We start from the raw sequence: 19,547 nt of genomic DNA on the forward strand, positions 1-19,547 counted from the left end.
GGAGGAGGGGGTGGCCGGAAGGCGCTGATACAGCCCTACACTGGGGCGGATGCCGACCCCGATGCAGCGCGCAGACCGCCCGAATCCCACCCGCCCCGAGCCCGGAGCCCCGCTCCAGTTCCGCTGGCGCAAGTGGGACGGCGGTCCGCACTGGGTCAACGACTGCATCTACCTGGGCAGCGACCGCTGGGGCGACTGGGTGGGCCAGCCGTCCGGCTGGCGCAACGTGCGCCCGGGGCTCGAGTTCGTCGCCGACGGCCCCAACGTCACCCTCATCCCGCCGAGCGGCGACTACGCGATGACCGTCCACGGCGCCCCGCGACGCGTGCGCGTGTACATCGACCTCGCATGGGACGTCCGGTGGGACGGCCACGAGCCCCGCGGCGTCGACATGGACCTCGATGTCGTCAAGGCGATCGACGGGCGCGGGCTGTTCATCGACGACCGCGACGAGTGGGACGAGCACAGGGTCGCATACGGCTACCCGCTCGACCTCGTCGACCGGCTCGAAGCGCTCGCCGTCGACCTCGAGCGGCGCGTCGCCGCCGCGGAGGCGCCGTTCGACGACGCGACCCCGAATGCCTGGCTCGCCCGTCTGGCCGCCTACGACGGCGTGGCGCCGCCGCCGCCCGTCTCCTTCGCGGGCGCGGGCGACGCCGGCCCCGGCACAGGCGGATCCGCCGCCTAGACTCGAAGCCGTGGCATCCCACCCCTCCGATCACGAGCCGAACCGCGCCGACCTGCACAAGGACCCGTCGCGCGTGAGCGGCATGTTCGACCAGGTCGCGGCCGGCTACGACCGCACCAACACCGTGTTGAGCATGGGCAATGACCGATTCTGGCGCGCCGCGACCACCCGCGCCGTGAACCCCCGCCCCGGCCAGCGCATCCTCGATCTCGCCGCGGGCACGGGCGCCTCGAGCGTCGCCCTTGCGGGCCGGGGCGCCTCGGTCGTCGCCGCCGACTTCTCGCCGGGGATGATCGCTGAGGGCAAGCGCCGGCACCGCAGCATCCGCAGTCTCTCCTTCGTGCGGGCCGACGCGACCGACCTGCCCTTCGGCGACGACGAGTTCGACGCGGTGACGATGTCGTTCGGGTTGCGCAATGTGAACGAGCCGAAGAAGGCGCTCAGCGAGCTGCTGCGCGTCACGAAGCCCGGCGGCCGCCTCGTGGTGTGCGAGTTCTCGCACCCGCCCTCGAAGGCGTTCAACGGCCTGTATCGCTTCTACAACGACCGCGTGCTGCCGGTCGTCGCGAAGACGGTGAGCTCGAACGCCGAGGCGTACGACTACCTGAACGAGTCGATCCGCGACTGGCCCGATCAGCGCACGCTGTCGACGTGGATCCGCCAGGCGGGTTGGACCGACGTCGCCCACCGCAACCTGTCGATGGGCATCGTCGCGCTGCACCGTGCCACGAAACCCCAGGCCTAGCGGCCCCCGCCGCGCCACGGACCGTGACGAAACGCGCCCCCGGTAGGCTGGACGGGTGACACCGACAGCGCCGGGCTCGCATATCGCGGGCAAGCTGGGCCTCACCGACCGCATCTTCGCGGGCGCGCGATCGCGCGGCCTGCTCAAGACCGTCGAAGCGGGGCTCAAGCGCGTCGACAGCGCGCTCGAGCGCGAGCTGCGGGTGGCGGACACGCTCGCCGACGCGACCAGTCGCTACCTCTACGACGCCGGCGGCAAGCGCATCCGCCCGATGCTGGCGCTCCTGACCGCCCAGCTCGGTGGCGGCGCGACGGACGAGGTGATCGACGCCGCGACCGCGCTCGAGATGACGCATCTGGGCTCGCTCTACCACGACGACGTGATGGATGCTGCCGACAAGCGCCGCGGCGTCCCCAGCGCACACGCCGTGTGGGGCAACAGCATCGCGATCCTCACGGGCGACCTGCTGTTCTCGCGGGCGAGTCAGATCATGGCGCGACACGGCGACGAAGCCATCCAGCTGCAGGCCGACACGTTCGAGCGGCTCGTGCTGGGGCAGATGCACGAGACCGTCGGGCCACAGGACGACGACGACCGCGTCGCGTTCTACCTCCAGGTGCTCTCCGACAAGACGGGCTCGCTCATCGCGGCGGCCGCGCAGTCGGGCATCGTCTTCTCGAACGGGCCCAAGGAGTTCGAGCAGCCGATGGTGACGTTCGGCGAGAAGGCCGGCGTCGCGTTCCAGCTGCTCGATGACGTCATCGACCTGTCGGCCGATCCGGACGAGACCGGCAAGGTGCCCGGCACCGACCTGCGCGCGGGCGTGCCCACCATGCCGTACCTCGTGCTCGGACAGCGGACGGATGCTGCGTCCCTCGAGCTGCGCGAACGCATCGATGACGGTGTCGCACGCATCGCCGACGGCGCCGACCCGGCGATCCTCGACGAGCCGCTCGCGCTGCTGCGCGACCACGAGGCCACCCAGGCGACCCTGGACCTCGCGAACGCGTGGTCGACCGAGGCGATCGAGGCACTCGCGCCGCTGCCAGACGGCGCGGTGCGGGAGGCCCTCACCCGGTTCGCCCAGGCCGTCGCCGACCGCTCCAGCTGACAACGCCCACCCCTCGCCTTCCGTACCCCGCTCGTTGAGCGAGCGAGGAACGAGCGAGTCGAAACGCCCGAAAGGACCCTCATGACCAAGCTCCGGCTGGCGATCGTCGGCGCAGGACCGGCAGGCATCTACGCCGCCGACATCCTGCTGAAGGCCGAGCGCAAGTTCGACGTGTCGATCGACCTGTTCGAGCAGCTGCCCGCACCGTACGGGCTCGTCCGCTACGGCGTCGCCCCCGACCACCCGCGCATCAAGGGCATCATCACGGCGCTGCGCGAGGTGCTCGACCGCGGCGACATCCGCATCTTCGGCAACGTCCGCTTCGGCGAGGACATCACCCTCGAAGACCTCAAGCACCACTACAACGCGGTGATCTTCGCCACCGGCGCCATCCGCGACACCGACCTCGACATCCCCGGCATCGACGCCGTCGGATCCTACGGCGCGGCCGACTTCGTGAGCTGGTTCGACGGGCATCCCGATGTGCCCCGCGAGTGGCCGCTGGACGCGGCATCCGTCGCCGTCATCGGCAACGGCAACGTCGCCCTCGATGTGTCGCGCATGCTGGCCAAGCACGCCGAGGACCTGCTGCCGACCGAGATCCCCGACAACGTGCACCAGGGCCTCGTCGCGTCGAAAGTGACCGACGTGCACGTCTTCGGCCGTCGCGGTCCCGCGAACGTCAAGTTCACGCCGCTCGAGCTGCGCGAGCTCGGCGAGCTGCGCGACGTCGACATGGTCGTCTACGACGAGGACTTCGACTACGACGACGCGGCCCGCGCCGCCATCGCGAGCAACAAGCAGGTCATGGTGATCGACCGCGTGCTGCAGTCGTGGCGCAAGCGCGACTCGGTCAACAACAACGGCGGTACCGCATCGCGCCGCCTGCACCTGCACTTCTACGCCAAGCCTCTCGAAGTGAAGACGGATGCCGAGGGCCGTGTGTCCGCCCTCGTCTACGAGCGCACGCGCCCCGACGGGGAGGGCGGCGTGGTCGGGACCGGCGAGCTGCGCGAGGTGCCCATCCAGGCGGTGTACCGCGCCGTCGGATACTTCGGGTCGCCGTTGCCCGGCGTGCCGTTCGACAAGCGGCACGGCGTCATCCCGAACCGCGAGGGCCAGGTGCTCAGCAAGGACTCGAACCAGCGCGTCAACGGCGTGTACGCCACCGGCTGGATCAAGCGCGGACCGGTGGGCCTCATCGGCCACACCAAGTCCGACGCGATGGAGACGGTGCGCCACCTCATCAACGATCAGGGCACGTGGTGGCAGCCGGCTGATCCGTCGGAGGCGGCCATCCCGGCCCTGCTCGCCGAGCGCGGCGTCGCCTGGACCGACCTGGACGGCTGGCACCGCCTCGACGAGCACGAGATGGCGCTCGGCGCACCCCACGAGCGGGCGCGCATCAAGGTCGTTCCCCGCGACGAGATGGTGACGATCTCCCGGGGCGAGTGACCGCTCGCCCCTAGGCTGAGGGGCATGGCCGGGCCATCCCTCATGTGGGTCCCCGACATCCTCGGGAAGCCGTTCGAGCAGCTGACGCTGCCGCTCGGCCTGGACGGCGAGCACGGGCCGCTCGTGGCGACGCTGGTGCGCAGCGTCCCGAATCCGTTGCTCACGCTGTTCGCACCGCTGCGCGATGTCGACGTGCTCTATGTGCACGGCTGGTCCGACTACTTCTTCCAGCGCGACCTCGCACGCTTCTGGACGGCTCGCGGTGCCCGGTTCTACGCCCTCGACCTGCGCCGCTACGGCCGGAGCCTTCGGGACGGGCAGACGCCCGGGTACATCGACTCCCTCGAGGACTACGACCTCGACATCGCGGTGGCGCTGCACGCGATGGGACACGCGGTGGGGGCGGCCGGACAAGGCCGGCCGGCCGCACCGGACACCCGCTCCGAAGGCCGCAGGCTCGTCCTCATGGGCCACTCCACAGGCGGTCTCACGCTCACGCTCTGGGCCGCCCGGCACCCCGGCGCCGCGCACGCGGTCGTGCTCAACAGTCCGTGGCTCGAGCTGCAGCTCGGCACCCTCGGGCGCCAGGCCCTGGCCCCGCTGGTGGACATGCGGGCGAGACTCGACCCGCGCGGCACGCAGCCCGCGGTCGACTTCGGGTTCTACACGCGGGCTCAGGACGAGATCGGCACGCTGCCCGAGGACGAGCACCGGGGGATCTGGCGGCCCGACCGCGGATTCCCGACCGCTCCGGGGTGGCTGTCGGCCGTGATGGGCGGACACCGCCGGGTCGCGGCCGGTGTCGACGTGGGATGCCCGGTGCTCGTGCTGCTGTCGGCCGGTTCGACGACGCCGCTGTCGTGGCGGGAGTCCATGACGTCGACGGACTCCGTGCTGGTGGTCGACGACATCGCCCGTGCGTCGACCCGGATCGGGGAGCTCGTGACGATCGCCCGCGTCGACGGTGCGATCCACGACGTCTTCCTCTCGCGCCCGAGGGCTCGCGCGATCGCGTACTATGCTCTCGACCGATGGGCTCGCGCGTATGTGGTGCCGGATGGAAATGTCCCCCGAAGAGGGGACAGCGCTCTTGTAGACAGTCGGGTTAAGCTGTAGGGGAGATGTCCCCAGCATCTCAGGGAAGGCCCTCCCCAAGAATCCTTCCCATCCGTCGTCACGCGCCGCTAACCGGGGGGTTGGTGATGCGAGAGCAGACGACGACAGGCCCCGGGTGTCCCCAGCACCCGGGGCCTTTATCGTTCGCGAGGCCTCATGGTCCCGGGGCCGGCCGGTCACTTCGCGCGTCGTGCGAGCACGCGCATGAGGGAGACGTAGGTCGTGAGCGACAGGACGTAGCCGACCAGGTACACGACGAGCTCCTGCGCGAGGAACCGGCTGTAGTCGAGCGCTCCGCCGGTGACGGCCGGCGCGCTCTGGCTCATCAGGTACGCCGCGGTCTGGCCCGCGGCGAGGATGGCTAGCAGCGCCAGCACGGTGAGGAGCGCGAGCCAGATGCGGCTGCGCCACACCCGAGCGGTCGCGGCCATCGCCGTCGAGGAGGTCCAGTCCGGCACCTCGGGGTCGAGCCGCCCGTTCACCCTCGGGACGAGGATGATCGCCGCGATGAATGCGGCGTTGAGGACCGCGGTGCCCACGCCCGCGGCGGAGCCCCCGTCGACGTCGCCGCGGACGAGCGCGGGGACGAGGAGGACGACCAGCACCGGCAGCGTCGCGACGACGGCCGACAACACGGCCCGGAGGAAGCGCATGGCCCGAGTGTAGGGTCAGTTTCCACCGCGACTGAGGAGCAACGACGATGCCCATCACCCCGACGTCCGCCGACGCCATGACGACCCTCCGCCGGCGCACGAGTGAGAAGTGGGGCGCCTACCCCGACGATGTGCTGCCGATGTTCGTCGCGGAGATGGACTTCCCGCTCGCGCCGGCGATCAAGCGGGCCTTGCACGAGGCGATCGACCTCGGCGACACCGGGTACGTCAATCCCGTCGACCCGGGGGCCCGGAAGGCATTCCGTGAATTCGCCGCCGCCGCGTGGGGATGGGAGCCGGATCCCGAGCGGATGGGCATCACGACCGACGTGAGCGTGGTGATCGTGGAGTCGCTGCGCCGACTGATCGAACCCGGCGACGGCGTCGTGATCACGCCCCCGATCTATCCTCCGTTCTACGAGCTCGTGCCGGAGGGAGGCGGGGTGGTGGTCGAGGTGCCGCTGCGCGACGACGGATCCTCGTACGCGCTCGATCTCGAGGGCATCGAGCGCGCGCTGGCTGCGGGCGCGAAGGGCGTGCTCCTGTGCAGCCCGCACAACCCGGTCGGGCTGGTGCACGAGCGAGGGACGCTCGAACAGCTCTCCCGCATCGTGGCCGAGCATGACGGATTCGTCATCTCCGACGAGATCCACGCACCGCTCACTCATCACGGGGTGAAGTTCACCCCGTACCTCACCGTCTCCGACGAGGCCCGGACGCACGGCATCGCCGCCGAGTCGGGCAGCAAGGCCTTCAACCTCGCGGGGCTGAAGACGGCGCTGTTCGTGTCGGAGGCGGACCGCATGACTGATCTCATCCGCTCGCTGCCGGAGGAGGTCACCTTCCGGGCCGGTCAGTTCGGGCTGATCGCGACACGCGAGGGATTCGCCCACAGCCGGGACTGGCTCGACGGCACGGTCGCCGCCGTGCAGGCCAACGCCGACCATCTCCAAGCCGAACTCGATGCGCATCTGCCTGCGGTGCGGCTTCGCCGGCCGTCGGCAAGCTATCTGGCGTGGCTGGACATGTCCGCCCTGGGCTGGGGAGACGACCCCGCCGTCATCGCCGAACAGCACGCGCGGGTGGCGCTCTCGAGCGGGCCGAGGTTCGGCCGGCAGGGCGCGGGGTACGCGCGGATGAACCTCGCCTGCTCGCCTGACACGATCACCGAGGCGGTCCGTCGGCTGGCCGCCACATGACCGCCGACTGGGTTAGGCTGGCGATGTGCCCGAGCCCGACGACCGTCCCCGCGTGTCCGCCACGCGCATCGGCATCTGGGTGATCGTCGGAGCCATCGCTCTCTACATGATCATCACGGGCGTGGTAGGCGCCCTTAGTTCCGGCGGCTGACGCGGATCACCGCGCCGGCGGACGCGGCGGGACGTCGCTCAGACCGGTGAGGAACCGGACGATCCCTTCCGCGGTCCCGTGAAGCTCCGGCCCTTGTCCCAGCCGCCAGTCCCCGTCCACCGCCACGACGGTGTGCCCGGAGATCGCCGCCCGCCGGTCGAACGGGGCTGTGGTGGACGCGAACATGGCGACGGCACCGAGTGTCAGTAGCGCGATCTCGGCATGCTGGCCCACGGCGTCGGCGAGACGCAGCGCGGCCTCGACCACACGCTCGAGCTCGGCGATCCTGCGCCGATCGCCCGTTTCGATCGCGTCGGCCAGTTCAGGGAGCGCGTCGGCGGAGTCGGCGGGCGGCGCGGGAAGGTGCAGACCCGCGTTGGCGGCGAAGGTCCGCGCGCGGGCATCGCGCTCACCTTCGGGCGTCGACATGGTCAGACGGTGCGCCTCGCGCACGACGGCGGCGATCTCCGCGCGACGGTCACCGGTGACATTTTCTTCATTCCCCGGCTGGCGCTGGCTGAGAGGGAGATACTTCGAGAAATCCATCGATGCCCTCCTTGGCATGTGACGATGTGACGATCCAGTCGCCTGACGAACGGCTCATGTGACTGTCACATCCCCATTCTGGGCTTCGAGCCCATTTTTGTGCCAGTCTGTGTGTGACCGTACACATACCTCGACGGAACTGAGATGAGCGACGACGTCAACGGCCGCCGGCCGAGCATCCGGGATGTCGCGCGCCTGGCCGACGTGTCGTACCAGACCGTGTCCCGCGTGCTCAACGATCACCCCAGTGTGCGCCCTGAGACGCGGGATCGCGTCACCCAGGTGATGGCCGAGCTCAACTACCGGCCGAACCAAGCGGCGCGCGCCCTGGTGACCAGCAGATCCCAGACGATCGGCATTCTCGCGGCGTCGAGCTCGATGTACGGGCCCGCCTCGAGCATCGCTGCGATCGAGGCGGCTGCCCGGATGCGCGGTTACTGGGTGAGCACGGCGAACATCGACGCGTCCGACCCCGGATCCATTCCGGAGGGTCTCGCACACCTCAGAGCGCAGTCGATCGAGGGCCTTGTCGTCATCGCACCGCAGGTGCGGGTGGTTCGCGCCCTCGCCGCGCAGGCCCTCGACATCCCGTACGTCACACTCCAGTCGACCGATCTCGATGTCGACCACATGCTCTCCGTCGACCAGGTCGCCGGCGCACGAATGGCAACGAAACACCTGATCAGCCTGGGACATAGGGGTATCTACCACCTCGCCGGTCCGCAGGACTGGATCGAGGCCGAGGCGCGGATGAGCGGCTTCCTCGATGAGCTCAGCGCCAGCGACGTGCCGACGACGGCACCGATCCTGGGGGACTGGACTGCCGAGTTCGGCTACTACGCCGGGCGCGAGCTGCTGCGGGTGCGGGACTTCACGGCCGTCTTCTCGTCGAACGATCAGATGGCGCTGGGCTTCATCCATGCCGCGCGCGACGAGGGCCTGGACATCCCGAGGGACATCAGCGTCGTCGGATTCGACGACATTCCCGAAGCGGCCCATTTCTGGCCGCCGCTGACCACCGTGCGGCAGGACTTCGCCGAACTCGGTCGTCGCTGCGTGGAGCTGCTGCTGGGGCCGGCCGACGATCTCGAGTCGCCGAGCCCGTCGACGATCACCCCCGAGCTCATCGTGCGCGGATCGACCGCGCCGGCGGCGTGACGATCCTGTCGTTACGAACTCGAGACAATTCGGGATTGACATATCGAGCGGCTTGGTGGCTATAGTTCTTCGATGTGAACGGTCACACGCCGATCACAACCGATAGAGGCTCATTCCAACGAGGGAGACGACGTGACGCACGGCACCGACGCCGAGCTCCGCGAGAGGTACGTGAGCGGGGTGCGCACCGAGGTGGCGATCGCCCGCACACGTTCGGACGTCGCAGCCGCTCACGCTGAGCTCGTCAGCGCGGGTGCCATCCATGCCGCCGGCGGAGCCGTCTCCGGGCGCATCCCCGGAGCCGACCTGTTCGTCGTCACTCCCGCGGGGATCCGCGTGCAGGACGTGGCCCCAGAGAATCTCGTCCTGTGCGACTTCGACGGAGAAGTGATCGCCGGCACGCCCGGAAGCAAAGGCCGACCCAGCCCTCAGGCCGCCACTCACGCTCAGGTGTACGCGAACTCGCCCAGCGTCGGCGGCATCGTTTCGAGCGCTGCTCCATACACCTCGGCCTGGGCAGTCCGCGGTGAGTCGATTCCCTGTGCCCTCGCGACGATCGCCGAGGAGTTCGGCGGCCCCATTCCCGTCGCCTCCGAGGCAGGGTCACGCGACACCGCCGACCGTGCGCTCGCCGGCGCACTCGACGACGGACGCCCGCCCGTGGTGCTCGTGCCCGCACGCGGTGCCATCGCCGTCGGCTCCGACGCCGACGATGCGGCCAGAGTCGCCTCCTTCACCGAAGAGGTCGCCCGCATCGTCCACCTCGCCCGCGACCACGGTGCCGTCGTCGCACTGTCACAGGACGAGATCGAGCGACTCTACGAGTCGCATCGCGCGCCGGCGGCCGCCCCCGCGGATCCCGGCCTGCCGGCCCTCCGCTCCCGCACCTCCCCTTCCACAACTGAAAAACGCTCCAAGACGAAGACGTCAACGTCACGATGAAAGGAATCACAGTGAAAGCGAAGAAGTTGGTGTTTGCCGCGATTGCGGCGGGCGCACTCCTCCTGTCGGGCTGCGCAGGCGGTGCCGCCGGCGACGGCGGCAGCGGCGGCGGCGACGGCGGCCTGATCGGCGTCGCGATGCCCACCAAGAGCTCCGAGCGGTGGATCGCCGACGGCAACGCCGTCAAGGCCGCGCTCGAGGACGAGGGCTACAGCGTCGACCTGCAGTACGCGGAGGACGACATCCCCACGCAGGTCTCGCAGATCGAGAACATGATCACCAAGGGCGCCGAGGCGCTGATCGTCGCCTCGATCGACGGCACCACGCTGTCGGAGGTGCTTCAGACCGCCGCCGATGCCGACATCCCGGTCATCGCCTACGACCGCCTCATCAAGGGCACCGAGAACGTCGACTACTACGCGACGTTCGACAACTTCCTCGTCGGCCAGCAGCAGGCGTGGACCGTCCTCAACGGCCTCGGCCTGACCGACCTCGAGGGCAACCCCACCGAGGGCGCGCCCGAGGGTCCGTTCAACATCGAGCTGTTCGCCGGCTCGCTGGACGACAACAACGCGTTCTTCTTCTTCGACGGCGCGATGGACGTCCTGCAGCCCTACATCGACGAAGGCACGCTGGTCGTGAAGTCGGGTCAGACCGACATCGAGCAGGTCGCCACTCTCCGCTGGGACGGCGAGACCGCGCAGAGCCGCATGGAGGACATCCTCACGGCGAACTACTCCGATGGCACCGAGGTGGACGCCGTTCTGTCGCCCTACGACGGCATCTCGCGCGGCATCATCTCGGCCCTCACCGACGCCGGCTACTCGGTCGGCGAGGACTGGCCGATCATCTCGGGTCAGGACGCCGAGGTCGACTCGGTCAAGGCGATCCTCTCGGGCGAGCAGTACGCCACGATCTTCAAGGACACGCGTGAGCTCGCCAAGGTCGCGGCCGGCATGGCGGTCGCGCTGCTCAACGACGAAGAGCCCGAGGTCAACGACACCGAGACGTACGACAACGACGTGAAGGTCGTCCCGTCGTACCTGCTCGCGCCGGTCCCCGTCATCAAGGACAACGTCGAAGCGGCGCTCGTCGACACCGGCTACTGGACCAAGGAGGACCTCGGCCTCTGAGCCGGGGCATCCGGTCCGCACCGAGACTCGGCGGCGGCGGAGGAATCGCACCCCCGCCGTCGCCGACACCACCACCCCTGTCAGCCTTACGAGGAAGTCGGCGAACGTGACGAACACGATTCTCGAGATGCGCGGCATCACCAAGACCTTTCCCGGCGTCAAGGCCCTCTCGAACGTCAACTTCGAGGTGCAGCGCGGCGAGATCCACGCGATCTGCGGCGAGAACGGCGCCGGCAAGTCCACACTCATGAAAGTGCTCTCGGGTGTGTACCCGCACGGCACGTACGACGGTCAGATCATCTACGCCGGCGAAGAGGTCGAGTTCAAGAACCTCAACGACAGCGAGGCGAAGGGCATCGTCATCATCCACCAGGAGCTCGCGCTGAGCCCCTACCTCTCGATCGCCGAGAACATCTTCCTCAACAACGAGCGCAAGACCGGCGGCCTGATCGACTGGAACAAGACGAACTTCGAGGCGGGCGAGCTGCTCAAGCGCGTCGGCCTCCGCGACAACCCGACGACGAGCATCAATCAGATCGGCGTCGGCAAGCAGCAGCTCGTGGAGATCGCGAAAGCACTGTCGAAGGAGGTCAAGCTCCTCATCCTCGACGAGCCGACGGCCGCCCTCAACGACGAGGACTCCGACCACCTGCTGGAGCTCATCCTGAGCCTGCGCGAGCAGGGGATCACGTCGATCATCATCAGCCACAAGCTGAACGAGATCAAGAAGGTCGCGGACACGGTGACCGTGATCCGCGACGGCAAGACGATCGAGACGATCGCGAAGCTCGACGTCACCGAGGACCGCATCATCAAGGACATGGTGGGCCGCGACCTCGAGCACCGCTATCCCGACCACGAGCCGCAGATCGGCGAGGAGCTCCTGCGGGTCGAGGACTGGACGGCACATCACCCGCAGGACCCTTCGCGCGTCGTCGTCGACAACGTCTCACTCTCCGTCCGGGCCGGCGAGATCGTCGGCATCGCCGGGCTCATGGGCGCCGGCCGCACCGAGTTCGCGATGAGCCTCTTCGGCCACTCGTACGGCAGCCGCATCTCGGGCAAGGTCTTCATGCGCGGCAAGGAGATCAAGACCCGCACGGTCGCGGAGGCGATCGAGAACGGCCTCGCCTACGCGACCGAGGATCGCAAGACCTTCGGCCTCAACCTCATCGAGGACATCAAGCGGAACATCTCGATGGCGTCGCTGGACCAGCTCACCAAGGGCGGCCTGGTCGATGACAACGAAGAGTTCAAGATCGCGAACGACTTCCGCAAGAGCATGAACATCAAAGCGCCGAACGTGCTCGTCAAGACCGGCAAGCTGTCGGGCGGCAACCAGCAGAAGGTCGTGCTCTCGAAGTGGATCTACTCGAACCCCGACGTGCTGATCCTCGATGAGCCCACGCGCGGCATCGACGTCGGCGCGAAGTACGAGATCTACACGATCATCAACAAGCTCGCAGCATCCGGAAAGGGGATCATCGTGATCTCGTCCGAGCTGCCCGAGCTCCTCGGCATCTCGGACCGCGTGTACGCCCTCTCGGAGGGACGCATCACCGGCGAACTGCCCATCGAAGAGGCGACGCCCGAGTCGGTCCTCAAGCTCATGACCATGGAGAAGCCGCGCTGAGCGGCCCAGCAGGAGACGCAGACATGTCAGACACCATGACCAACTCCGGCACCGCCGTCGGATCGAACATCAACCCGCCCGAGAACAAGTTCACGAGCTGGCTGAGCCACGTCCTCAGCGACCTCGGCAAGAACGGCATCTTCATCGCGCTCATCGCCGTCGTGGCGCTGTTCGCGATCCTCACCAACGGCATCATCCTGCGGCCGCAGAACATCTCGAACCTGGTCGTGCAGAACGGGTACATCCTCGTCCTCGCGATCGGCATGGTGATGGTCATCATCGCCGGCCACATCGACCTCTCGGTGGGCTCGGTCGCTGCGTTCGTGGGCGCCTGCTCGGGTGTCTTCGCCGTGCAGTGGGGCCTGCCGTGGTGGCTCGCCGTGCTCCTGTCGCTCGCCATCGGCGCCCTGGTCGGTGCATGGCAGGGCTTCTGGGTGGCGTTCGCAGGAATTCCGGCGTTCATCGTGACGCTCGCGGGCATGCTCATCTTCCGCGGTCTCGCCCTCGTGGTGCTCGGCAACCAGAACATCGGCTCGTTCCCCACGGAGTACCGCGCGCTCGGCAACGGCTTCCTCACCGGCGTCTTCGGCGAGAGCGACCCGGATGTCTTCACGCTCCTCATCGGTGCCGTCGCGATCGTCGCCCTCATCGTGCAGCAGGTGCGCACCCGTGCCGGGCGTCAGAAGTACGGCCAGGAGGTCGAGCCGCTCACCTGGTTCGTCGTCAAGCTCGTGCTCGTGGCGGCGGTCATCGGCTGGTTCACGTGGGCGCTGGCCTCGTACAAGGGCATCCCCGTCACGCTGATCATCCTCGCGATCCTGATCCTCGTGTACGGCGTGGTCATGAACCGCACCGTGTTCGGACGCCACATCTACGCCATCGGCGGCAACCGCCACGCCGCCGAGCTCTCGGGCATCAAGACCCGCCGCGTCGACTTCTGGCTCTTCGTCAACATGGGCTTCCTCGCAGCTCTCGCCGGCCTGATCTTCACGGCACGCCTGAACCTCGCCGGCCCGAAGGCCGGTGACGGCTTCGAGCTCGAGGCGATCTCCGCCGCGTTCATCGGCGGCGCCGCCGTCCAGGGCGGCGTCGGCACGATCGGCGGCGCGATCATCGGTGGTCTGATCATCGGCGTCCTGAACAACGGCATGTCGATCATGGGCATCGGCATCGAGTGGCAGCAGGCCGTGAAGGGTCTTGTGCTCCTCCTGGCCGTTGCGTTCGACGTCTACAACAAGCGCCGCTCCGGCGTCTGATCCACGCTTCGGCCCGGTGCGCCTCACGGCGCACCGGGCCGAACGCATGTCCGCCTCCGCGGACTGAAACCAGGCCCCCGAGGCGGGGTGCGCGTCAGCGGTAGTTGACGAACGGCATCGGGTGGATTGAGTGGAGTGGGGTGCGGGGGAGATCCGCGGAATTCCGCGGATCTGCGGTTGGACGCGGATGCCGGCGTGAGTGGTGGAACGGGGATTCTGCGGACTTTGTGCGGACTCACTTCACCTCCTGAGAGGTGTGGAATCTCCGTCGGGCATGTGGCGGTGCCGCGACAGTTGTCCTGCGACCGGGCGCGCCGCATGCGTCCGCCCCCGGAGCGGCGGGAGCAGTTCCGGGGGCGGACGCGGGGAGCGGTGCTGGTGTTCAGTCCTCGCCGAGTCCCGCTGCCGAGATGGGCTCTTCGCCCTCGGCCTCGAGCTGCTTGTTCAGGAGGGTGAGGTCGAAGAGTCCCTCGATGGAGCCGTCCTTCTGGGTGCCGGCCTGGATGCCGTTGTCGACGAGTGTCTCGAACGTGTCGGCGTGCGGGTCGACGGAGAACGTCACGTGCTCGAGTGCCCGGGTGATGACGGCGTCGGCGAGCGGCTTGCCGGTCTCCTTCTCGATGGCGCCGTTGATCACGGCCGGCGCCTCGTCGGGGTTGTCCGCGATCCAGTTGACGGCCGCCTCGTGGCCCTTCAGCAGGTCGGCCACGACATCCGGGTGCTCGTCGAGGAACTCCTTGCGCACCAGCAGCACCGTCGTCGGGAAGGCGCCGTCCTCCCAGAGGTCGGCCTCGTCCTGCAGCACGTGCGCGCCGGCGTCGATGACCAGGCGCGACACCCACGGTTCGGGCAGCCAGGCGCCGTCGAGCTGGCCGTCCTGGAACAGCGTCAGCGTCTGCGCGTTCTCGGTCGGGGTGATCTGCACGTCGCCGCCGCCGGAGGTGTCGGTCTCGAACCCCTCATCGGCCAGCCACACCCGCGCCGCGACGTCCTGCGTGTTGCCCAGCTGCGGCGTCGCGATCGTGGTGCCCTCCAGGTCGGCCGGGGTGTCGATGCCGTCGCGGACCACCAGCGCGGCACCGCCGGTGGCCGCACCGGCGATGATGCGGGCGGACTCGCCGCCGGACTGGATGAAGGTGTTGATGGACGGGTTCGGGCCGATGTAGGTCGCATCGATCGCGCCCGCCGAGAGCGCCTCGATCGCGGCCGGGCCGGCGTTGAAGACCTGGGTGGTGACCTCGACGTCGCCGAGCGCGTCCGCGAACAGGCCCTCTTCCAGGCCGACCAGCGCCGGCGCGTGGGTGACGTTCGCGAAGTACCCCAGCCGGAGCTCGCCCACCGATGGGCCGGCGTCTGCTGCGGCGGGGGTCTCGGTGGGCGCTCCGGCGGCGGAGGCACAGCCTGCCATCATGGCGGCGACGAGTCCGAGAGAGGTGATTGCTGTCGCGGTGCGTAGTTTGTTCACGGTGTCGCCTTCGGTCGGCATTACTCGGGTTGGGGGGAATTGCGCCGTCGCGCACCATTGGGCAGCGGTTCGCGTCGCCGGGTCAGGACCCTACAGGGACCCACCGGCGACAGTAGAAGCGTCCATGCCGTCGACCTAGCCGGTCGTCAAACCGAGAAACCGAGCGTCATCATCTGTCACCCGAGTTGCATTCGGTATTCGGAGGCAGTCGTGGCTCCAGCGCGGTCGATCTTCACGCTGGGCCCGATTCGGACTGGGCGATTCTTGGACCGACGACGGGTGAGGTGCCACGGAAGCGAGCTGGCGCGGCTCCTCTTGTTCCTATGTGACGTCGCGCGTCGCCCTATCGCGGCGTATTTCGTCGGAACGTTTCACTCGGTCAGCCGCCCGACCAGCATGACCGTATGGTCACCCCACTCATCTCGGCGACCGAGCTCGCCGATCTCATCCGCGGCGGCACACCGCCGCGCATCCTCGACGTGCGCTGGCGTCTCGATCGACCCGAGGGTCGGCCCGATTACCTCGACGGGCACCTGCCGGGGGCGGTGTACGTCGACCTGGACCACGAGCTCGCGCGCCGCGGCGATCCGCGGGAGGGGCGGCATCCGCTGCCGCCGCGCGAGCAGCTGCAGGCCGCCGCGCGGCGGTGGGGAATTCGCGCCGGGGATACGGTCGTCGCATACGACGACGTGCACTCGGTCGCGGCCGCCCGCGCCTGGTGGGTGCTGACACGATCCGGAGTCGCCGACGTGCGCGTGCTCGACGGCGGTCTTCGCGGCTGGCTCGCCGAACGATTGCCCCTCGAGACCGGCGACGTGCTGCCGCGGCCGCCGGGAGACATCGTGCTCGACGAGATCACCGAGGGCGTGGCCGACATCGACGGCGTCGAGGAATGGCCCGACCACGGCCTGCTGCTCGACGTGCGCGCGCCCGAGCGGTATCGCGGCGACAGCGAACCGCTTGACCCGGTCGGCGGGCATATCCCGGGCGCCGTGAACTTGCCGACGACCGTGCACCTGTCGGCCGGGAAGTTCCGCTCGGCGGACGAGATCCGCGCGGAGTTCGCCGCCGCAGGCGTGCGAGATGGTGTCGCCGTGGCGGCATATTGCGGCTCGGGCATCGCGGCGACCCACACGGCCCTCGCCGGCGTGATCGCCGGCGTCGATGTGGTGGTCTATCCCGGCTCGTGGAGCCAATGGTCCCGCTCCCGCGGCCGGCTGGTCGCCGTCGGCCCGGCGCCCTCGCTCGACGTGGTGCCTCTATGACCGCCCCGGTCATCGTCGGTGATGGGTCCGCACCCTAGGGGACCTCGTCACGATGCAGCCGTCCGGTCGCACGCCACCCACCCGTAGACGGCCGTCCGAATCCCGGGGCGCAGCGTCCGTCTGGGCGGGACACCGACCAGGACGCGCCTGATCCATCAGTGACCTGCGAGGTACGGCCCCGGCCGGGGTCACAGAGGCGCACGTCCGAACGAGAAGACCGTCCGGCGCCGGAGCGCGAACCCAAGTCGCTCATACGCCCTGATCGCATTCACGTTCGACGCTGCCGCGTGCATCAGGGCTCGGTCGCCGCGCTGCTGGATATGGAAGGCCACGTCGAGGACGAGCCGAGATGCCAGACCCTGGCGCCGATAAGCACTGTCGGTCGAGACGGCACTGATCTCGGTCCAGCCTTCCGGGTGCAGTCGCTCGCCGGCCATCGCGACCAAGCGACCCTCCCGGCGGATGCCGACATACCGGCCCAGCTCATGGGTGCGGGGCCGGAAGGGGCCCGGCTGGTTCCGTTCGACGATGGCCAGCATGTCGGCGACGTCGTCCGGCCCCAGGACGACGGCCTCGGCATCCGGACGCGGACGCAGCGCGTCGGTCTCGACGAGCTGCACCCCCTCGCCGCCGCCCAGGTCCTCCCAGCCGGCCGGGAACGGGCGTTCGGCGGCGGATAGTCCGACGGGCGCACCAGGACCGACGAGATCGCGCAGTGCGTCCCAGACATCGGGGTCGGACCACGTGCGCACTGCCACGAACGGTGCGACGTCCTCGGGGTACCGCCGGACCAGATCGTTCCCCTCCGCGAAGCCGGCGTGCGGGCCGGTCAGTGAATGCCACGCGGGGTTGTCGAGCACCGTGGCGTCCGCGTGCGGGGCGAGGGCGCCCCCCGGCTTGTCACCGGCGGAAGCTGTCGCGCCGTCGGTGGAGGCGAGGACTGTGTCTGACATGCGTCAAGCGTGCGCGACCGGCGCCGACGTCGCCAAATGCCGGCGTCATCGCACGCAACGGGCACGAGCATCGTTGGGCACCGCGCCATCTATGACGCCGCGCGACCCCGCCGATGGAGGCATTCAGGGGACGCGGTCTATGGTCAGGCACGGCGGAATCGCAGCAGTGGCAGCGAAGTCGCCCGAACGAGCCCCGTAACCGAGGAGACTCCCGTGCCCAGCCAGTTGGAAGACGAGGCGCTGCAGTTCGTCCGCGACCTCATCCGCATCGAGACGGTGAACACCGGGGTGGCGGCCACCATCGGCGACGGCGAGACACGCGCCGCCATCTGGGTGCAGGAGCGTCTCGCCGAGGTGGGCATCGCGTCGGAGCTCGTCGAGTCGCGTCCCGGACGGGGGTCGCTCATCGCTCGCATCCCAGGAACTGATCCGGATGCCGGAGCCCTGTTGGTTCACGCGCACCTCGACGTCGTGCCGGTCGAGGAGAAGGACTGGACTCACCCGCCCTTCGGCGCCGACATCGAGGACGGCTACCTCTACGGCCGCGGCGCCGTCGACATGAAAAACTACGCGGGCACGATCCTGGCCGTGGCGCGTCACTTCGCGCGCGAAGGGATCGTGCCGCGGCGGGACCTGGTGTTGGCATTCCTCGCAGACGAGGAGAGCGGCGGGGTGTGGGGCGCCGGGTGGCTCGTCGAGAACCGCCCCGAGCTGTTCGCCGGCGTCACCGAGGCGCTGAGCGAGGTGGGCGGGTTCTCCGTGCCGCTGTACGCCGACCCCGCCGACGAACGCCGCGCGTACCTGGTGGCCACGAGCGAGAAGGGTGTCGCATGGTCGACGCTGCGCGCCCGCGGCCACGCCGCCCACGGCTCCCGCCCCACCGACGACAATAGTGTGGTCCGACTCGCCCGGGCCGTGGCGGCCGTCGGCGAGCACCGGTTCCCGGTCGTGCGCACGCCCGCGCTGCAGCGCTTCCTCGACGTCTTCGGAGCGGCCCGTGGGCTCGCGTTCACCGACGAGTCGCTCGCTGACGACCTCGAGAGCCTCGGGTTCGTGTCGTCACTCGTCGGCGCGACGACGCGCAACACCGCGACCCCGACGGTGCTCGACGCCGGCGACAAGACGAACATCATCCCGGCGGAGGCGTCGGCGCGCCTCGACATCCGCATCCTTCCCAAACAAGACGACGCCCTCCGTGACGGGCTGCGGGAGCTCGTGGGCGACGACATCGACATCCGGGAGGGCCGCTGGTGGTCGGCGACCGAGGCGCCCGTCGATGCGCCGATCATTGACGTGCTGCAGGACGCGATCTCCATCGAGGACCCTGATGGCGTGGTGGTGCCCTACCTGCTGCCGGCGAGCACCGACAACAAGCACTTCGCGAAGCTCGGCATCCATGGCTACGGGTTCGTGCCGCTGCACGTGCCTCGAGACTTCGACGTGTTCGCCCAGTTCCACGCCGCCGACGAGCGGATCCCCGTCGACGCGCTGCACTTCTCGGCGCGCGTCACCCAACGGATTCTTCGCACCGCCTAGAACGACGGATGCTTCGGCCCTTCCGTGCGGCGAGGGCCGAAGCATCCGTCATTCCGGCGTCGCGATGGTCACTCGGCGCCCGGGGCCTCCGCGGTCGGGCCGCCAGACTCCTTCCACGCGGGGAAGCCGCCGTCGACATGCGCGACGTTCGTGAAGCCCTTCGCGCGGAGCTGCTCGGCGACGGGGCCGGAGCCATTGATCGTGCCGCACACGATGACGATGTCCTGGTCCCAGTCCGTGATCTCGGCGAACTTCTCCGGCGAGTCGATGAGGAACTGCGCGTCGAGGTTGTTGCGGTCGCCGCGGATGGAGCCGGGGATCACGCCGTCGCGCGCCCGGCCGGCGTCGCTGCGAACATCGACGACGAGCGCTCCCGCCGCGGCGCGTCCGGCGGCCTCTTCGGCGGTGATGAGCGGTGCGTCGAACGTGGGCTCGGCCGCGGTGTCGGTGGTGTCGGTCATGGCGGGTGATCCTTTCGGACGGACGGATGTCGGGACGGACGGATGCCGCTCCTCGGCGTCACGCTAAGGGCTCACCGCTGG

General features: G+C 69.1%; 19 protein-coding genes. 14 read left to right on the plus strand and 5 right to left on the minus strand.

What is annotated here, in order from left to right; all coding sequences use genetic code 11:
• The first annotated feature begins 49 nt into the window (after positions 1-49).
• The 5 genes from MRBLWH7_RS18400 to MRBLWH7_RS18420 all read left to right on the plus strand — a co-directional run bounded on the left by MRBLWH7_RS18400 (position 50) and on the right by MRBLWH7_RS18420 (position 5,115).
• Positions 50-688 (plus strand): DUF402 domain-containing protein, encoded by a 639-nt coding sequence (locus MRBLWH7_RS18400; RefSeq protein ID WP_341997138.1) that lies wholly within the window; start codon positions 50-52, stop codon positions 686-688.
• A gap of 10 nt (positions 689-698) precedes the next feature.
• Complete coding sequence (locus MRBLWH7_RS18405; protein WP_341997140.1) at positions 699-1,433, plus strand: demethylmenaquinone methyltransferase; 735 nt, start codon at positions 699-701, stop codon at positions 1,431-1,433.
• 55 nt (positions 1,434-1,488) lie between these two features.
• Positions 1,489-2,544 (plus strand): polyprenyl synthetase family protein, encoded by a 1,056-nt coding sequence (locus MRBLWH7_RS18410; RefSeq protein ID WP_341997142.1) that lies wholly within the window; start codon positions 1,489-1,491, stop codon positions 2,542-2,544.
• 81 nt (positions 2,545-2,625) lie between these two features.
• On the plus strand, positions 2,626-3,999 hold the full coding sequence (locus MRBLWH7_RS18415) for an FAD-dependent oxidoreductase (RefSeq protein WP_341997144.1): 1,374 nt from the start codon (positions 2,626-2,628) through the stop codon (positions 3,997-3,999).
• Between the two features lie 24 nt (positions 4,000-4,023).
• Positions 4,024-5,115 (plus strand): alpha/beta hydrolase, encoded by a 1,092-nt coding sequence (locus MRBLWH7_RS18420; RefSeq protein WP_341997146.1) that lies wholly within the window; start codon positions 4,024-4,026, stop codon positions 5,113-5,115.
• A 176-nt stretch (positions 5,116-5,291) separates the two neighbouring features.
• On the opposite strand, the gene MRBLWH7_RS18425 is transcribed toward MRBLWH7_RS18420, so the two are convergent.
• Positions 5,292-5,768, minus strand: coding sequence for a hypothetical protein (locus MRBLWH7_RS18425; RefSeq protein WP_341997148.1), 477 nt, complete (start codon positions 5,766-5,768; stop codon positions 5,292-5,294).
• A 47-nt stretch (positions 5,769-5,815) separates the two neighbouring features.
• Between MRBLWH7_RS18425 and MRBLWH7_RS18430 the strand changes: the two genes are divergently transcribed.
• Complete coding sequence (locus MRBLWH7_RS18430) at positions 5,816-6,967, plus strand: aminotransferase class I/II-fold pyridoxal phosphate-dependent enzyme (RefSeq protein WP_341997150.1); 1,152 nt, start codon at positions 5,816-5,818, stop codon at positions 6,965-6,967.
• Between the two features lie 25 nt (positions 6,968-6,992).
• Entirely contained in the window at positions 6,993-7,118 is a 126-nt protein-coding gene (locus MRBLWH7_RS18435) for a hypothetical protein (protein WP_341997152.1), read from the plus strand.
• Positions 7,119-7,124: 6 nt separating this feature from the next.
• Here MRBLWH7_RS18435 and MRBLWH7_RS18440 read toward each other — a convergent pair whose 3' ends face one another.
• Positions 7,125-7,664, minus strand: a complete 540-nt coding sequence (locus tag MRBLWH7_RS18440; protein ID WP_341997154.1) for a hypothetical protein — start codon at positions 7,662-7,664, stop codon at positions 7,125-7,127.
• Between the two features lie 144 nt (positions 7,665-7,808).
• Between MRBLWH7_RS18440 and MRBLWH7_RS18445 the strand changes: the two genes are divergently transcribed.
• The 5 genes from MRBLWH7_RS18445 to mmsB all read left to right on the plus strand — a co-directional run bounded on the left by MRBLWH7_RS18445 (position 7,809) and on the right by mmsB (position 13,786).
• Positions 7,809-8,822, plus strand: a complete 1,014-nt coding sequence (locus MRBLWH7_RS18445; RefSeq protein WP_341997156.1) for a LacI family DNA-binding transcriptional regulator — start codon at positions 7,809-7,811, stop codon at positions 8,820-8,822.
• 132 nt (positions 8,823-8,954) lie between these two features.
• Positions 8,955-9,764, plus strand: a complete 810-nt coding sequence (locus MRBLWH7_RS18450) for a class II aldolase/adducin family protein (protein ID WP_341997158.1) — start codon at positions 8,955-8,957, stop codon at positions 9,762-9,764.
• A gap of 11 nt (positions 9,765-9,775) precedes the next feature.
• A complete protein-coding gene (chvE, locus tag MRBLWH7_RS18455; protein ID WP_341997160.1) occupies positions 9,776-10,897 on the plus strand; it encodes a multiple monosaccharide ABC transporter substrate-binding protein in 1,122 nt (373 codons plus the stop codon).
• A 106-nt stretch (positions 10,898-11,003) separates the two neighbouring features.
• Complete coding sequence (gene mmsA, locus MRBLWH7_RS18460; protein ID WP_341997162.1) at positions 11,004-12,530, plus strand: multiple monosaccharide ABC transporter ATP-binding protein; 1,527 nt, start codon at positions 11,004-11,006, stop codon at positions 12,528-12,530.
• A gap of 23 nt (positions 12,531-12,553) precedes the next feature.
• On the plus strand, positions 12,554-13,786 hold the full coding sequence (gene mmsB / locus MRBLWH7_RS18465; protein ID WP_341997164.1) for a multiple monosaccharide ABC transporter permease: 1,233 nt from the start codon (positions 12,554-12,556) through the stop codon (positions 13,784-13,786).
• A gap of 382 nt (positions 13,787-14,168) precedes the next feature.
• Here the strand turns inward: mmsB and MRBLWH7_RS18470 are convergent, their stop codons facing one another.
• On the minus strand, positions 14,169-15,251 hold the full coding sequence (locus MRBLWH7_RS18470) for an ABC transporter substrate-binding protein (protein ID WP_341997166.1): 1,083 nt from the start codon (positions 15,249-15,251) through the stop codon (positions 14,169-14,171).
• 404 nt (positions 15,252-15,655) lie between these two features.
• Between MRBLWH7_RS18470 and MRBLWH7_RS18475 the strand changes: the two genes are divergently transcribed.
• The gene (locus MRBLWH7_RS18475) at positions 15,656-16,516 is read left to right on the plus strand and encodes a sulfurtransferase (protein WP_341997168.1); all 861 of its coding nucleotides are present in this window, start codon (positions 15,656-15,658) and stop codon (positions 16,514-16,516) included.
• A gap of 188 nt (positions 16,517-16,704) precedes the next feature.
• Here the strand turns inward: MRBLWH7_RS18475 and MRBLWH7_RS18480 are convergent, their stop codons facing one another.
• Positions 16,705-17,469, minus strand: a complete 765-nt coding sequence (locus MRBLWH7_RS18480; RefSeq protein ID WP_341997170.1) for a GNAT family N-acetyltransferase — start codon at positions 17,467-17,469, stop codon at positions 16,705-16,707.
• A 213-nt stretch (positions 17,470-17,682) separates the two neighbouring features.
• On the opposite strand from MRBLWH7_RS18480, the gene MRBLWH7_RS18485 reads away from it, so the two are divergent.
• A complete protein-coding gene (locus MRBLWH7_RS18485) occupies positions 17,683-19,005 on the plus strand; it encodes a M20/M25/M40 family metallo-hydrolase (protein ID WP_341997172.1) in 1,323 nt (440 codons plus the stop codon).
• A 68-nt stretch (positions 19,006-19,073) separates the two neighbouring features.
• Here MRBLWH7_RS18485 and MRBLWH7_RS18490 read toward each other — a convergent pair whose 3' ends face one another.
• The gene (locus MRBLWH7_RS18490) at positions 19,074-19,466 is read right to left on the minus strand and encodes a rhodanese-like domain-containing protein (protein WP_341997173.1); all 393 of its coding nucleotides are present in this window, start codon (positions 19,464-19,466) and stop codon (positions 19,074-19,076) included.
• Positions 19,467-19,547 lie beyond the last annotated feature (81 nt).

The sequence above is a fragment of the Microbacterium sp. LWH7-1.2 genome (genome assembly GCF_038397755.1).
Classification (GTDB): domain Bacteria; phylum Actinomycetota; class Actinomycetes; order Actinomycetales; family Microbacteriaceae; genus Microbacterium.